Source organism: Nocardioides zeae (genome assembly GCF_030818655.1).
GTDB lineage: Bacteria > Actinomycetota > Actinomycetes > Propionibacteriales > Nocardioidaceae > Nocardioides > Nocardioides zeae_A.
The window spans coordinates 843,468-857,089 of record NZ_JAUTAN010000001.1; the positions used below are offsets into that span (position 1 = coordinate 843,468).

Below are 13,622 nucleotides of genomic sequence, written 5' to 3' on the forward strand. Positions count from 1 at the left end.
TTTCCGGGCCGTGTCCGCCCACCGGTCGCGGTCCCGTAGGCTGAGCGCCGCTTCGGGCGAATAGCTCAGCTGGTCAGAGCGTCCGGTTTACACCCGGAAGGTCGGGGGTTCGAGCCCCTCTTCGCCCACCACCGCAGCGCATGAGAGCCCTCTCATCGACGCCTCACGCAGCGCTCACCGCCGGCGGCCACGGTTGCTCCACCAGCCGGCCCGCCCCTGCGGGCCTCGACGAAGGAGCCCCGCATGCTCATGAAGGTCATCCTCCCCGGGTTCGTCGCCCTCATGGGCGTGATCGGGGCGGCGATGCTCGCGCTGCCGTCGGTGGGCGGTCCGGAGACGTCCCGCACGGACGTGGTCGGCTCCGCGGCGAGCACCTCGACCGGTACGGCGGGGGTGACGGCCTCGCCGTCCCCGGAGCCCCGCGCGTCGACGGAGCCGACGGCGACGCCGACCGCGACCGCGAGCGCCGAGGCCCGGGGCGACGACGGGGCCGAGGCGCGCCCGTCGGCACCGCCCGCGACACCGGCACCGCCCGCGACACCGGCACCGCGCGCGACGTCGTCGCCGCGTCCGGTGGGCCCGCCGCCCGCCGCCGTACCGCCCCGAGACGACCACGACGACGACCGCGATGACGACGACGACCGCGATGACGACGACGACCGTGACGACGACGGGGATGACGACGGGGACGACGGGGACGACGACTGACCCCGCCCCGAGTCGTGGCCCCAGCGCAGCGGAAATCGGTGCGCTGGGGCCACGACCTGTGGGGGCAGGTCGTCAGCCGTTGAAGCGGTAGCCCATGCCGCGCACGGTCCCGATGGCCCCGGCGCCGAACTTCTTCCGCAGGTAGCCCACGTAGACGTCGACGACGTTCGAGCTCGGGTCGAAGTCGAGGCCCCAGACCGTGTCGAGCAGCTGCTCGCGCGACAGCACCTGGCCGGGGTTGCGCAGGAACATCTCGGCGAGGGTGAACTCGCGCGCCGACAGCTCGAGGGTGCGCCCCCCGACGGAGGCGCGCCGGGTGCGGAGGTCGAGGGTGACCCCGCCCGCGCTCAGCACGGAGCCCCGCGCGTCGTCACCGCCGGCACCGGCGTTGCGCAGGCGCACGCGCACCCGTGCCTGCAGCTCGCTGAACCGGAACGGCTTGGGCATGTAGTCGTCCGCGCCGCCGTCGAGGGCCGAGACGGTGTCCGTCGCGGAGTCACGCGCGGTCAGCACGATCACCGGCATGCGGGAGCCCTGGGACCGCAGCTGGTCGAGCACCTCGAAGCCGTCCATGCGCGGGAGCCCGATGTCGAGCACCATGAGGTCGAACGTGCCGCTGAGGGCGTGGTCGAGCCCGTCGACGCCGTCCCCGACCACGGTGACGCTGTGGCCCTCGGCACGCAGGCCCTTGGCGACGAAGGACGCGATCCGGCTCTCGTCCTCGACGATCAGGATGCTGGCCACGGGGGTTCCTCTCGGGTCGGGACGGTGAGCACGAAGAGCGCGCCGGTGGGCGAGGCCGGCGTGACGGCGACGGAGCCGCCGTGGGCCGCGGCGATCGCGGCGACGATGGACAGCCCGAGGCCGAAGCCCTCGTCGTCGTCGGGCACGTGGCTGCGGCCGAACCGCTCGAAGATGCGCTCGCGGTCGGCCTCGGGGACGCCGGGACCGCTGTCGCGCACCCAGAGCCGCACGGCCCCGTCCCGCGCCCCGTCCCGCACCACGTCCCATCCGACGGCGACCACGTCGCCCGGGGCGGTGTGCTTGACGGCGTTGTCGCAGAGCTGCAGCAGTGCCTGGGTGAGGCGTTGCTCGTCGGCCTCCAGGACGGGGGGTGCGACCGCGCCGGCCGGTACGTCGAGGGTCCAGTCCCGCGGCCCGAGCCCCCGCGCCTTCGACAGGACGGTGGCCGCCAGGTCGGCGACGTCCACCGGCGCCGTCGTGAGGAAGTCCGGGCGGTCGCTCTTGGCGAGCAGCAGCAGGTCGCCCACGAGCCGGGCCATCCGGTCCACCTCGTCGAGCAGCAGGTCGCGGGTCTCGCGGGCCTCCGGGGAGTCGGTCTCGAGCAGCTCGAGGTGGCCGCGGAGGATCGTCAGCGGCGTCCGCAGCTCGTGCCCGGCGTCGTCGAGGAACTGTCGCTGCCCCGTGAAGGCGGACTCGAGCCGGGCGAGCATGCCGTTCACGGTGCGGGTGAGGTCGGTGATGTCGTCGTTGCCCGTCTCGGGCACGCGTCGCGACAGGTCGGTGCCGCTGATCTCCTCGGCGCTGCGGCGGAGCACGCGGAGCGGACGCAGGAGCCGCCCGGACTGCCAGGAGGCCACCGCCACCACGAGCAGGAGCGCCGCCATCGCCACGAGCGTGTAGGTGCGCACGGTGTCGGTCAGCTGCTGGTGGGCGACGTCGGTGTAGGTCACGACGACGAGTGCTCCCTGCGACGTCGTCCCCCCCTCCTCGACCGAGGCGGGTTGCACCGTCAGGAGGAGGGACTGGCCGTCGATGGTCGTGCGCACCGAGCCACCGTCGGCCACGAGGGGCCGGACGGCCGCGGCGAAGGCGGGGGTGCCGGCGACGTCCTCCGGAGAGCTCCGCTCGGCCTGGTCGATGCGCGCGCCGTCCTCCCACCAGCCGACGAGCTTCTCCTCCTCCGTGGGCACGTTGCGCTGCACGAAGCCGTAGAGCAGGTCGGCGACCCCCACCGGCGCGACGCCGGTGAGCGGGTCCTCGGCGCCGGGCAGCTGGTAGGGCCCCGCGGTCGTCGCGAGCCGGCGGAACTCGTCGAGCTCCTGCTCCACCGCCTGCACGTGGACCGTGTCGATCCGGCGGTCCTCGATGACGTAGAAGCTGAACCCCGCCCCGGCGAGGGCCAGGGCGACGAGCACCGCCACGGTCGTCGTGATCCGCAGGCGGACGGAGAGCCCCGGGCGCACGGCGCGGGCCGGGGCGGGGGCGGGCGAGGAGCTCAGTCGTCGTCCCCGTCGTCGTCCCCGTCATCGCCGTCATCCACGTCGTCGTCCCCGTCGTCGTCGCTGTCATCGCCGTCGTCGTCGACGGGCTGCGGTGCCGGCGCGACGTACTGCGGTGCCGAGGTCGGGTCGGTCGGGGCGGCGGTGCCCGTCGCGGCGGGCGGGGCCGTGGGGGAGGAGGGCGACCCCGTGCCGGTCGCGGTCGGAGACCCCGCCCCCGGTGACGGGGGTGCGACCACGGGCCCGACCTGGGGGTCGGGGCTCTCGGCGGCCAGGACGCTGACGCCGAACCCGCCGACGAGGAGGCCCACGGTCACGCCGAGCAGGATCTTGAGGAGGGAGGACATGGTGAGCCCGATCCTGCCGCAGGACGGGGGAGGAGCCCAGCACCATGAGAGGACTCTCATGGCGCACCCCCGCTGCAGGGACACGTAGGCGGCAACGCCGTCGCAACCCGGCGGGCCTAGGGTGGTCGGCGTCACATCACGATGCCCCACCACGACGAGGAGGCCCACCGGTGATCGTCCCCCTGAGCGTGCGCGACTTCATGGATCGCGCGACGACCGTCTACCCCGACCGGACGGGCGTGGTCGACGAGCCCGACCAGCCGGCTCCGTCCCTCGGCACGCTGACGTACGGCGAGCTCGGGGACCTCGCGGCCCGTCAGGCCGCGCACCTCGACGCCCTGGGCATCGCGGTGGGGGAGCGCGTCGCCGTGGTGTCCCACAACAGTGCCCGCCTGCTCACCTCGTTCTTCGGGGTCGCCGGGTCGGGCCGCGTGTTCGTGCCGGTGAACTTCCGGCTGCGCCCCGACGAGGTGCGCTACATCGTGGAGCACTCGGGGGCGCGGGTGCTCTACGTCGACCCCGAGATCGACGAGGCGCTGGCCGACGTCGCGTGCGAGCACCGCTACGTCCTGGGCCAGGACGAGCACCTGTACGCCCCGGAGGGGGCCGAGCCGCGGCCGTGGGAGCCCGACGAGTCCGCGACGGCGTGCATCAACTACACGTCGGGCACCACCGCGCGCCCCAAGGGCGTGCAGATCACGCACCGCAACATCTGGGTCAACGCGACCACGTTCGCCCTGCACGCGGGGGTGACCGACCGGGACGTCTACCTGCACACGCTGCCGATGTTCCACGCCAACGGCTGGGGCATGCCGTTCGCCACCACGGGCCTGGGCGTGCCGCAGGTCGTGCTGCGCAAGGTCGACGGGGCCGAGATCCTGCGCCGCATCGAGCGGCACGGCGTCACGTTCCTGTGCGCGGCCCCCGCGGTCGTCGCGGCGGTCCTCGAGGCGGCACAGACCTGGGACGGGCCGGTGCCCGGTCGCGACCGCGTCCGCGTCATCGTGGCGGGTGCCCCGCCGCCGACGCGCACGGTCGCGCGCGTCGAGGAGGAGCTGGGGTGGGAGTTCATCCAGATCTACGGCCTCACCGAGACCTCGCCGCTGCTCACGGTGAACCGTTCGCGCGCCGAGTGGGACGACCTCGAGCCCGAGGAGCGGGCCGCCCGCCTCGTGCGCGCCGGGGCCCCGGCGCTGGGGGTGCGGCTCTCCGTCGACGAGCACGGCGAGGTGCTCGCGCGCGGCAACCAGGTGCTGGAGGGCTACTGGCAGCAGCCGGAGGAGACGGAGAAGGCGCTCGCCGGCGGCTGGTTCCACACGGGCGACGGCGGCACGCTCGAGGACGGCTACCTCACGATCAACGACCGCAAGAAGGACGTCATCATCACGGGTGGTGAGAACGTGTCGTCGATCGAGGTGGAGGACGCCCTGTTCTCCCACCCCGCGGTCGCCGAGGTCGCCGTCATCGGCGTGCCGAGCGAGAAGTGGGGCGAGACGATCAAGGCCCTCGTCGTGCTGGCGCCGGACACGTCCGCCGACGAGCCGGAGCTGATCGCATGGTGCAAGCAGCGGCTGGCGGGCTACAAGGCCCCGACGTCGGTCGAGATCCGCGACGAGCTGGCGCGCACCGCGACCGGCAAGCTGCAGAAGTTCAAGCTGCGCGCGCCGTACTGGGAGGGGCAGACCCGCCAGGTGAACTGACGGCTACGGTACGCCCATGACGACCTTGGGCGATGTGGTCGACCTGCTGCACGCGTGGTTCCCGCCGGCGACGGCGGAGGACTGGGACGCGGTGGGTCTCGTGTACGGCGATCCTGCGCGCACGGTGCGCAAGGTGATGTTCGCGGTCGACATCGACGAGGCGGTGGCCGAGGAGGCCGCCACCTGGGGCGCCGACCTGCTCGTCGTGCACCACCCGCTGTTCCTGCGCCCGGTGCACGGTTTCGCCGCGACGACGCCGAAGGGCCGCACCCTGAGCCGCCTCGCCGCGGCGGGCTGCGGGCTGCTGGTCGCCCACACCAACGCCGACCAGGCGGTCGGGGGCGTGTCGGAGGCGATGGCCGTCGCGCTCGGCATCACCGAGCTGGAGCCGATCGTGCCCGGCCCCAGCGAGCCCTACGACAAGGTGACGGTGCTCGTGCCCACCGACGCGGCCGCGCCCGTGCGGGCGGCGATCGCGGAGGCGGGTGCCGGGGCCATCGGGCACTACGACCACTGCACGTTCTCGGTCGCCGGCCAGGGTCGGTTCCGGCCCCTCGAGGGCGCGCAGCCCACGATCGGGACGGTCGGCGACATCGAGCTGGTGGAGGAGGAGCGGGTCGAGGCGATCCTGCCGCGGCGGCTCCGCCGGCGGGTCGTGGCCGCGCTCCTCGCGGCGCACCCCTACGAGGAGCCCGCGTACGACGTGGTCGAGCTCGCCGACCCCCACGCCCTCACGAGCGGCACGGGTCGCGTCGGTGTCGTGGAGCGCACCACGCTGCGCGCGTTCGCCCAGACCGTCGCCGACGCCCTGCCCGGCACCGCGGGCGGGGTGCGCGTCGCGGGGGACCCGGACCGGTCCGTCCGACGCATCGCCGTCTGCGGCGGCGCGGGCGACGGCCTGCTCGACGGTCTTGTCGGCTCGGACGTGGACGTCTACGTGACGAGCGACCTGCGCCACCACCGGGCGGCCGAGTTCGTCGCGGACGACGGGCCGGCGCTCGTCGACGTCGCGCACTGGGCCGCGGAGTGGACCTGGCTGCCCGTGGTGGCGGCGCGCGTGACGGACGCGCTCGGCGATAGTGTGGAGACGCGCGTCAGCACGCTGCGCACCGACCCGTGGCAGTTCCGCGTGGACCCCTCCGACCCGTCCGACCGCCCTGAGAGGAGCGCGTGATCAAAGCCGATCCCTTCGCGCAGCGCAAGCTGCTCGACGTCCAGGCCCTGGACTCCCGTCTCGACCAGCTGAAGCACCGCCGCACCCACCTGCCGCAGCTCGCCCGGCTCGAGGAGCTCGCCGCGAGCCGCCGCGGCGTCGACGACCAGGCGCGGGACGCGCGGATCGCCGTCGACGACCTGTCGCTCGAGCAGCGCAAGGCCGACGCCGACGTGGAGCAGGTCAAGGCGCGCCGTGCCCGCGACCAGCAGCGCATGGACGCCGGTCTCGTCACCAACCCCAAGGACCTCGAGCGGATGCAGAACGAGCTCGTCTCGCTCGAGCGCCGCATCGGGTCCCTGGAGGACACCGAGCTCGAGATCATGGAGCGCCTGGAGGAGGCCCAGGGTCGCCTCACCGCGGCCGAGGCCCGGCTCGCCGAGATCGACGCCGAGACGCAGGCGCTGTCGGCCGAGCGCGACGCGGCCTGGGCCGAGCTCGACGCCGAGCTCGAGGCGGCCGCCGCCGAGCGCAGCCCGCTCGTCGAGGACCTCCCGGCCGACCTGCTCGCGCTCTACGACAAGATCCGCCAGAAGCAGGGCGGCATCGGTGCCGCCGAGCTGCGCCGCCGGGAGTGCGGTGGCTGCCGCCTGACCCTCGACAACGCCGAGCTCGCGGTCATCAAGGCCGCCAGCGTGGACACGGTCGTGCGCTGCGAGGAGTGCTCGCGGATCCTCGTCCGCACGGGCGAGTCCGGCCTGTGACGTCCGCGGGCCCCGCCGAGGGCCCCGCCGAGGGCCCCGCCGCCGTCGTCGTCGAGGCGGACGGCGGGTCCCGGGGCAACCCCGGCCCCGCGGCGTACGGCGCGGTCCTGCGCGACGCCGCCACCGGCGAGGTCATCGCCCAGGACGGCGCGACGATCGGCCGGGCGACGAACAACGTGGCGGAGTACTCGGGCCTCATCGCCGGTCTGGAGCTGGCCGCGGCGTACGCGCCCGGCGCCCGGGTCGAGGTGCGCATGGACTCCAAGCTCGTCGTCGAGCAGATGGCGGGGCGCTGGAAGATCAAGCACCCGGACATGAAGCCGCTGGCGGCACGGGCGGGCGAGATCGCCCCGCCCGGCACGGTCTGGACGTGGGTGCCGCGGGCCGAGAACGCCGCGGCCGACCGGCTGGCCAACCAGGCCCTGGACGGTGTGCGGTCGGGCGTCGAGGTGCTGGCGAGCAGCGCCGGGACCGCGGCCGACGAGCCCGAGGTCACCGAGCAGGTGGACGTCGCCGAGCAGCAGGTCGCCCCTGCGGCGCCGACGACCCTGGTGATCGTGCGGCACGGCGTCACGGCCCACACCGCCGAGAAGCGCTTCTCGGGCGGCCTCGCGTCGGCGAACCCCCCGCTGGTCGAGGAGGGGCGTGCCCAGGTGCGCGCCACCGCCGCCTGGCTCCGACCGCTCGGGGAGGAGGTCGCCGCCGTGGTGACGTCGCCCGTGCGCCGGACGCGCGAGTCTGCGGAGATCCTCGCCGCGGCGCTCGAGGTGCCGCTCGTGGAGGAGCCGGGCTTCGCGGAGATGGAGTTCGGGGCGTGGGACGGCCTCACCTTCGGCGAGGTGCGGGCGCGGCACCAGGCCGACCTCGACGCCTGGCTCGGGTCGCTGGACGCCCGCGCGGGCGGTCCCCGCGGCGAGTCCTTCCGCGGCGTGGAGGAGCGCGTCCTCGCCGGTCTGCGCCGGGTGCTGGACACCTACCGCGGTCGCACGGTCGTCGTCGTCTCCCACGTGACGCCCATCAAGACCCTCGTCGCGCACGCGCTCGGGGCGCCGCTGACGGCCCTGTTCCGGATGGAGCTCGCGCCCGCCTCGGTGACCGTCGTCAGCCACTACGCGGGCGGGCGCGACGGCGAGGACACGGCCAGCCTGCGGCTCTTCAACGCCCGGCCCGGGGACGGTCCGTTCGGGGCCTGAGCACCCGAGCAGCGCTCAGAGCTCGGCGACCACCACGTCGAGCTGGGTGCCCCGGGGCGTGGGGGCGCCCTCCTCGACGTACCAGCCCAGGTCGCGCAGCTGCGCCGCGAACGCCTGCGGGGTGCGCGGGGTGCCGCCGTCGGTGAGGACGGCCCGCACGATGCGGCCCTTCGTCGCCTTGTTGAAGTGGCTGACGACCTTGCGGGCGCCCTGGTGCTCGTGGAGCACCCGCACGGTGACGGTCCGCCGGGCCACGTCGCCCTCGGGGCGCCAGAACGCGGCGTACGTGCCCGACCGGAGGTCGACGAGCACCCCCGAGCCGACGCCCTCGGCCACGGCCTCGCCGAGGTGCCGGCGCCAGTGGGCGGCGACGGGGCCGAGGCCCGGGAGGGTGGTGTCGCCGGAGAGGCGGTACGACGGGATCCGGTCCGCGAGGCGGACGAGCCCGAACACGGACGACGTCACGGCCACCCGGCGCAGGCGGCGGCGCGCCGCGGCGTCGAGGGAGGCGGCGTCGAGCGCGTCGTAGACCACGCCGGTGTAGATCTGCTCGGCGCGAGCGGTCGGCGCCGTGCGGAGGCCGGCGTTGCGGGCCACGAGCTCGGTCTGCGTCGGCCCCAGGCCGAGCACCGCGGCCGCGGCGGCGGCGTCCGCTCCGGCGTCGGCGGAGCACAGCCCGACGAGCGCGTCCAGCACCTCCTCGCGGCCCGGGGTGAGCACGGGGAAGGACAGCGACCCGAGGTCGAGCGGCTTCCCGCGGGTCGGCGCGGACTTGCCCTCGCTGGGCGGCAGGAGGAGGAGCACGACGTGCCACTCTAGGGCCCGGCCGGGTACGCCGCGTCGCCCGGTTGAGCCCCCGTGCTCAGTCCCGCCGGGGTCGGCGCGGCGTAGGAAGGACCCCATGTCCACGAACGAGCCCGTCGTCGCCCACCGCCCGTCCCTCCGCGACCTCGCCTGGGGGATCGCCGTCGCCGTCCTCGCCGCCGCCGCGTGGTGCGGGTGGATGGGCTGGGACGACGAGTACCAGGTCGATGCCGCGACGAACGAGATCAGCGGGCCCTACGAGGCGTGGCAGGTCGTCGGCTGCGTCCTGACGCTGCTCGTTCTCGGGGTGGTCGCCGCGCGGTGGTGGCGCCCCTTCGCCACGGCGATCGTGCTGTCCGTCTCCTTCACCGTCGCCTGGTCGGTGACGGCGACGACGATGGACGACGAGGAGACCGGCCTGTGGATGATCGGCGCCGTCATGGTGCTGGTCGGCACGTCCGCCGTATCCCTCCTGCTGGCGGCCATGGTGGCGGCTGTCCGCTCGCGGGAGCCGCGGTGACGGGTCCCGACGTAACGTCGGTGGGACCCGACCGACAGCGATCACCAGGAGGTGCCCCCGTGGCGGAGAAGAAGGGCCCCGGCCCGAGCGTCAAGGACGACGAGACCTACGAGGCGCTGCGCCGCGAGGGCGCGAGCAAGGAGAAGGCGGCACGCATCGCGAACGCCTCGGCCAAGGAGGGGTCCGACACCGTCGGGCGGCGCGGCGGGAAGGCGGGGTCCTACGAGGACTGGACCGTCGAGGACCTGCGCAAGCGCGCCGCCGAGCTCGACGTCGAGGGTCGCTCGTCGATGAAGAAGGACGAGCTGGTCAAGGCGCTGCGCGACCGCTGAGCCGCTCGGCGCCCGCCGGGCCGGCTCAGCCCACGAGACCGTGCTCGTGGGCGAAGACGACGATCTGCACGCGGTCGCGGAGCCCGAGCTTGCGCAGGATGGCGCCGACGTGGGTCTTCACCGTCGACTCGCTGACGAACACGCTCTCCGCGATCTCGGCGTTGGACCGTCCGCGGGCCACCGCCGCGAACACCTCGCGCTCCTTGTCCGTGAGGGAGACGTACGTCGCGGGCGGTGGCGCCTGCGCCCGCAGCTGCCCGTCGAGCAGGGTCGCGAGGTCCTGCGGGGCGAGCACCGCGTTGCCGTGGTGGACGGTGCGGACGGCGTCGCGCAGCAGCAGCGGCGTGGTGTCCTTCAGCAGGAACCCGCTCGCGCCGTACCGGATCGCCGTCGCCGCCCGGTCGTCGAGGTTGAACGTCGTGAGCACGACGACCCGCACGGGCCGCTCGCGGCGCGCCACCCGCTCCGGCGAGAAGATCTGCCGTGTGGCCTCGACGCCGTCCATCTCGGGCATCCGCACGTCCATGAGCACGACGTCGGGCTGCACCTCGTCGACGACCTGCACGGCCCGGAGGCCGTCGCCCGCCTGACCGACCACCTCCATGTCGTCGGCGGCGTCGACGATGACGGAGACGCCGGCCCGGAAGAGCTCCTGGTCGTCGACGAGCACGACCCGGATCGTCATGTGGTGCTCCCGGCGCGCACGGGCACCCAGGCGGTCGCGGTGTAGGTCGGGCCCTCGGCCTCCTGCCGGCGCCGGACGTCGAGACGGCCCCCGACGGCCTCGAGCCGTCGCCGCATGCCCTCGACCCCGCGACCCGACCCGTCGCCGGGGTCGCCGGTCGCCGCGCCGAGCGGCACCGTCTGCTCGTCCGCCGTCTCCGCCACCACGTTGCGCACCTCGATCCTCAGCTCCTGCTCCCCGGCCCCGTCGGGCCAGTGTCGCTCGACCCGCACCGGGGTGTCGCGGCGGCCGTGCCGCATCGCGTTGGTGAGCATCTCCTGGAGCACGCGGTGGGCCACGGTCGCGAGCTCGGGAGGAAGTGGCCGCGGGCGTCCGACCTCGTGGTGCTCCACGGTGAACCCGCTGCCGCGCACGCCGGCGACGAGGGCGTCGGCGTCGCCCACCGACCCGGCCGCGGCCGCCGTCGGCGCCTGCGGTCCGGACAGCACGTGCCGCACGTCCTGCAACGACGAGCGGGCGGAGGTCGCAATGGTCGCCAGCGTCTCCTTGAGCCGCTCCTCGCCCGTCAGGAACTGGGCCGACTCGGCCTGGGCGAGGATCACCGCGAGCGAGTGCCCGACGACGTCGTGGACGTCGCGGGCCATCCGCGCCTGCTCCTCCTGCAGGCGGGCGATCTCCTGCACCTGCTGGGTCTCGCGGTGCGCCCGCTCTGCGTCCTCCTCTGCGGCGACCTGCGAGACCCGCGAGGCACGGGCGCGCTCCGCGAGACGGAGCGAGACGCCGACGAGCCAGGGGGCGAGCAGGAGGGAGACGAAGAGACCGAGCAGCACGACGGGCCAGGAGCCGCCGAGCTGGTCGTGGAGGACCGAGATGATCTCGCCGCCGCGCTGCCCGCGGTGGAGGACGCTGTCGAGCTGACCGAGCTCCGCGAGCGTGAGGAAGACGAACCCGGCCAGGGGCATCGACGCCAACCCGGCGACCACGGTGACGCGACTGCCCCAGCGGGCCGTGCCGAAGGCCACGACGACGACCGCCGCCTGCACGAGGAGCACGGGGATCCCGAGCGTCCCCTGGGCGAGGCAGGTGAGCCACACGAGCGCGAGCGCGGCGCCGGGCAGCCGGCGGGCGAGGCCGGTGGACAGGCCGGTCGCGGCGACGACCAGCGCGAGCGGGCCCAGGTCGCCGTCCACCCGCCACGGGAGGCGCAGCACCTCCACCGTGCCCACGAGGACGACGACGAGGCCGAGCACGAGGTCGGGTGCCCACCCGCGCCAGGTGCGCGGGAGCGGCGGGGTCGTGGTCATGTCGGGCCCCCCACGGGCGTGGGCGCAGCCGACCGCTCCCGGGCGCGCCACCAGGCCGGGCGGCGCCCGCGGGTCAGGGGGTCGTTCCGCAGGGAGGAGCCGTGGGACACCGTGCCCAGCCACACGAGGGGCGGGAGCGCCCGTGGCGCCGGCGGGGTCCCGGCCCGCCACGCGAGGAGCAGCACGGCGGAGAGCGCGGCGATGGCGGGGCCTCCTGCCAGGTAGGTGAGCGCGTGACCCCGCAATGGAACCACGGCGAGGATCCCCGGGCCGGCGAGCGCCGCCGGGACCTGCGAGGTGGCCGTGGGGCCCGGCACCGTGTCCACCTCGTGGAGGACCGGTCCGTCCGCGGTCAGGACGAGGTCGACGCGCGCCGCGCTGCGACAGCCGCGGGCCACGGCGGCGACGCGGGGGTCGCTGAGCAGGATGATCACGACGACGATGCTGGCCGTCCGCGCGGTCGGGGGCTTCCGCCTGAGGTGCCGACCTGCTGGCCGCGAGGATGAACCGGGGTCGCAGAGCGACTACCGTCGCCGTGTGCTCGTGAAGATCTGCGGTCTCGACACCGTCGCCAACGTCCGTGCCGCCGTCGCTGCCGGGGCCGACGCCGTCGGCGTGGTGATGAGCCCGGGCAGCCCCCGCGACCGCACGGCCGCGGAGGCGACCGCGCTGCTGGCGGCCGCCACCGAGGCCGCCGCCGAGGCGGGACGCACCGTCGACACCGTGCTCGTCGTCAGCACCATGCCGGCCGCCGAGGCGGCCCGCACCGCCGTCGCGGTCGGGGCGTCGGTGGTGCAGCTGCACGGGCGGTACGACGCGGACGACGTCGCCGCCGCCCGCGCCGTCGGGCCGCGGGTCTGGCGCGCCACCTCGCTGCGGGACGAGCCGTCCCCCCGCGTCGGCGCCCGCGGCGAGGAGGTGCTCCTGCTCGACGCACCGGTGCCCGGGTCGGGCGAGCGGTGGGACACGACCGGGCTGGCCGCGCTCGGGCTGGACGGCCCCTGGCTGCTCGCCGGCGGGCTGTCGCCGGCGAACGTGGCCGCGGCCGTGCGCGAGGTGCGTCCCGGGGGCGTCGACGTGTCCAGCGGCGTCGAGGCGGCCCGGGGCGTCAAGGACCCCGACCTGGTGCGGGCGTTCGTCGCGCACGCCAGGGCCGCCGCCGCGGGCTGAGCGGCGCGCGCGGGACCGTCAGCCGCGACGGCGGGCGAGCAACGTCGAGTCGTCGACGTGCAGGGTCACGCCGTCGTGCACGGTGGGCCGGTGCCGCTGCTCGGCGACCACGACCTCGACGTCGTCCGGCAGGCTCTCGACGAGGTCCGTCGCCACCCACATCGCCCGGCGGTGCGCGTCGCTGATCTGGAGCGAGTCCGACGGGGCGTGGCCCACGACGAGGAGGTGCCCGCCCGGGGCCACCGCCTCCGCGAGCCGGCGGGTCACCGCCACCATGCCGCCGTCCGGCGGGTGGAGGAAGTGGGTCGTCACCAGGTCGAACTGCCGCCCTCCGGCGGCGAAGGTGCGTGCGTCGACCTGCCACCACTCGACGCGGTCGGCCACGCCGGCCTCCGCCGCGTGGTGCGCGGCGCGCGCGAGGCCCGCCGCGGAGAAGTCCGCGCCGGTGACGCGCCATCCCTGCCGGGCCAGCCACACCACGTCGCCGCCCTCGCCGCAGCCGACGTCGAGCGCCGTGCCCGGCGTGAGGCCCGCGACCTCGGCGACGAGCTGCACGTTGGGGTTGCCGCTCCACGTGCGGTTCGCGGCGCCGGCGTAGCGGTCCTCCCAGCCCTCGGGCTCGAAGTAGTCCGGGGGCGGTGGGGTCGCGTCCTGCCCGTGCTCGTGGTCGTGGCTCATGCGGCCAGCCTGCCGGTGCGG

Annotated in this window: 16 protein-coding genes and 1 tRNA gene; 9 read left to right on the forward strand and 8 right to left on the reverse strand. The window is 75.1% G+C overall.

Features of this window, described 5'->3' with window-relative positions:
* Positions 1-54 precede the first annotated feature (54 nt).
* Positions 55-131: transfer RNA gene (locus QE405_RS03985), tRNA-Val, on the forward strand.
* A gap of 112 nt (positions 132-243) precedes the next feature.
* On the forward strand, positions 244-708 hold the full coding sequence (locus QE405_RS03990; RefSeq protein ID WP_307198918.1) for a hypothetical protein: 465 nt from the start codon (positions 244-246) through the stop codon (positions 706-708).
* A gap of 72 nt (positions 709-780) precedes the next feature.
* On the opposite strand, the gene QE405_RS03995 is transcribed toward QE405_RS03990, so the two are convergent.
* Genes QE405_RS03995 through QE405_RS04005 form a run of 3 tightly spaced genes read right to left on the reverse strand, consistent with a single transcriptional unit; the run spans position 781 to position 3,298 of the window.
* Complete coding sequence (locus QE405_RS03995) at positions 781-1,452, reverse strand: response regulator transcription factor (RefSeq protein WP_307198919.1); 672 nt, start codon at positions 1,450-1,452, stop codon at positions 781-783.
* Positions 1,437-2,915, reverse strand: a complete 1,479-nt coding sequence (locus QE405_RS04000; RefSeq protein ID WP_307198920.1) for a HAMP domain-containing sensor histidine kinase — start codon at positions 2,913-2,915, stop codon at positions 1,437-1,439. Before QE405_RS04000 ends, QE405_RS03995 begins: the two co-directional genes overlap by 16 nt.
* Positions 2,916-2,947: 32 nt before the next feature.
* Positions 2,948-3,298 (reverse strand): hypothetical protein, encoded by a 351-nt coding sequence (locus QE405_RS04005; protein ID WP_307198921.1) that lies wholly within the window; start codon positions 3,296-3,298, stop codon positions 2,948-2,950.
* Positions 3,299-3,468: 170 nt separating this feature from the next.
* On the opposite strand from QE405_RS04005, the gene QE405_RS04010 reads away from it, so the two are divergent.
* From QE405_RS04010 to QE405_RS04025, 4 genes are read left to right on the forward strand one after another with little or no spacing between them, the layout of a single operon-like run.
* Entirely contained in the window at positions 3,469-4,998 is a 1,530-nt protein-coding gene (locus tag QE405_RS04010; RefSeq protein WP_307198922.1) for an AMP-binding protein, read from the forward strand.
* Between the two features lie 16 nt (positions 4,999-5,014).
* The gene (locus tag QE405_RS04015) at positions 5,015-6,172 is read left to right on the forward strand and encodes a Nif3-like dinuclear metal center hexameric protein (protein WP_307198923.1); all 1,158 of its coding nucleotides are present in this window, start codon (positions 5,015-5,017) and stop codon (positions 6,170-6,172) included.
* On the forward strand, positions 6,169-6,915 hold the full coding sequence (locus tag QE405_RS04020; RefSeq protein WP_307198924.1) for a zinc ribbon domain-containing protein: 747 nt from the start codon (positions 6,169-6,171) through the stop codon (positions 6,913-6,915). The genes QE405_RS04015 and QE405_RS04020 overlap by 4 nt, the downstream gene beginning before the upstream one ends.
* The gene (locus QE405_RS04025) at positions 6,912-8,108 is read left to right on the forward strand and encodes a bifunctional RNase H/acid phosphatase (protein ID WP_307198925.1); all 1,197 of its coding nucleotides are present in this window, start codon (positions 6,912-6,914) and stop codon (positions 8,106-8,108) included. The genes QE405_RS04020 and QE405_RS04025 overlap by 4 nt, the downstream gene beginning before the upstream one ends.
* A gap of 15 nt (positions 8,109-8,123) precedes the next feature.
* Here QE405_RS04025 and yaaA read toward each other — a convergent pair whose 3' ends face one another.
* Complete coding sequence (gene yaaA / locus QE405_RS04030) at positions 8,124-8,912, reverse strand: peroxide stress protein YaaA (RefSeq protein ID WP_307198926.1); 789 nt, start codon at positions 8,910-8,912, stop codon at positions 8,124-8,126.
* 97 nt (positions 8,913-9,009) lie between these two features.
* On the opposite strand from yaaA, the gene QE405_RS04035 reads away from it, so the two are divergent.
* Positions 9,010-9,432 (forward strand): hypothetical protein, encoded by a 423-nt coding sequence (locus tag QE405_RS04035; protein WP_307198927.1) that lies wholly within the window; start codon positions 9,010-9,012, stop codon positions 9,430-9,432.
* Between the two features lie 59 nt (positions 9,433-9,491).
* Positions 9,492-9,764: a DUF7218 family protein gene (locus QE405_RS04040; RefSeq protein ID WP_307198928.1), complete on the forward strand. Its 273-nt coding sequence runs from the start codon at positions 9,492-9,494 to the stop codon at positions 9,762-9,764.
* 25 nt (positions 9,765-9,789) lie between these two features.
* Here QE405_RS04040 and QE405_RS04045 read toward each other — a convergent pair whose 3' ends face one another.
* Genes QE405_RS04045 through QE405_RS04055 form a run of 3 tightly spaced genes read right to left on the reverse strand, consistent with a single transcriptional unit; the run spans position 9,790 to position 12,187 of the window.
* Positions 9,790-10,449 (reverse strand): response regulator transcription factor, encoded by a 660-nt coding sequence (locus tag QE405_RS04045; RefSeq protein WP_307198929.1) that lies wholly within the window; start codon positions 10,447-10,449, stop codon positions 9,790-9,792.
* Positions 10,446-11,753 carry a sensor histidine kinase gene (locus tag QE405_RS04050; protein ID WP_307198930.1) on the reverse strand — a complete coding sequence of 436 codons (1,308 nt, stop codon included), beginning with the start codon at positions 11,751-11,753 and terminating at the stop codon, positions 10,446-10,448. The genes QE405_RS04045 and QE405_RS04050 overlap by 4 nt, the downstream gene beginning before the upstream one ends.
* Complete coding sequence (locus QE405_RS04055; protein ID WP_307198931.1) at positions 11,750-12,187, reverse strand: hypothetical protein; 438 nt, start codon at positions 12,185-12,187, stop codon at positions 11,750-11,752. The genes QE405_RS04050 and QE405_RS04055 overlap by 4 nt, the downstream gene beginning before the upstream one ends.
* Before the next feature lie 103 nt (positions 12,188-12,290).
* Between QE405_RS04055 and QE405_RS04060 the strand changes: the two genes are divergently transcribed.
* Positions 12,291-12,923, forward strand: coding sequence for a phosphoribosylanthranilate isomerase (locus QE405_RS04060; RefSeq protein WP_307198932.1), 633 nt, complete (start codon positions 12,291-12,293; stop codon positions 12,921-12,923).
* An 18-nt stretch (positions 12,924-12,941) separates the two neighbouring features.
* Here the strand turns inward: QE405_RS04060 and QE405_RS04065 are convergent, their stop codons facing one another.
* Positions 12,942-13,601: a class I SAM-dependent methyltransferase gene (locus QE405_RS04065; RefSeq protein WP_307198933.1), complete on the reverse strand. Its 660-nt coding sequence runs from the start codon at positions 13,599-13,601 to the stop codon at positions 12,942-12,944.
* Between the last annotated feature and the right edge of the window lie 21 nt (positions 13,602-13,622).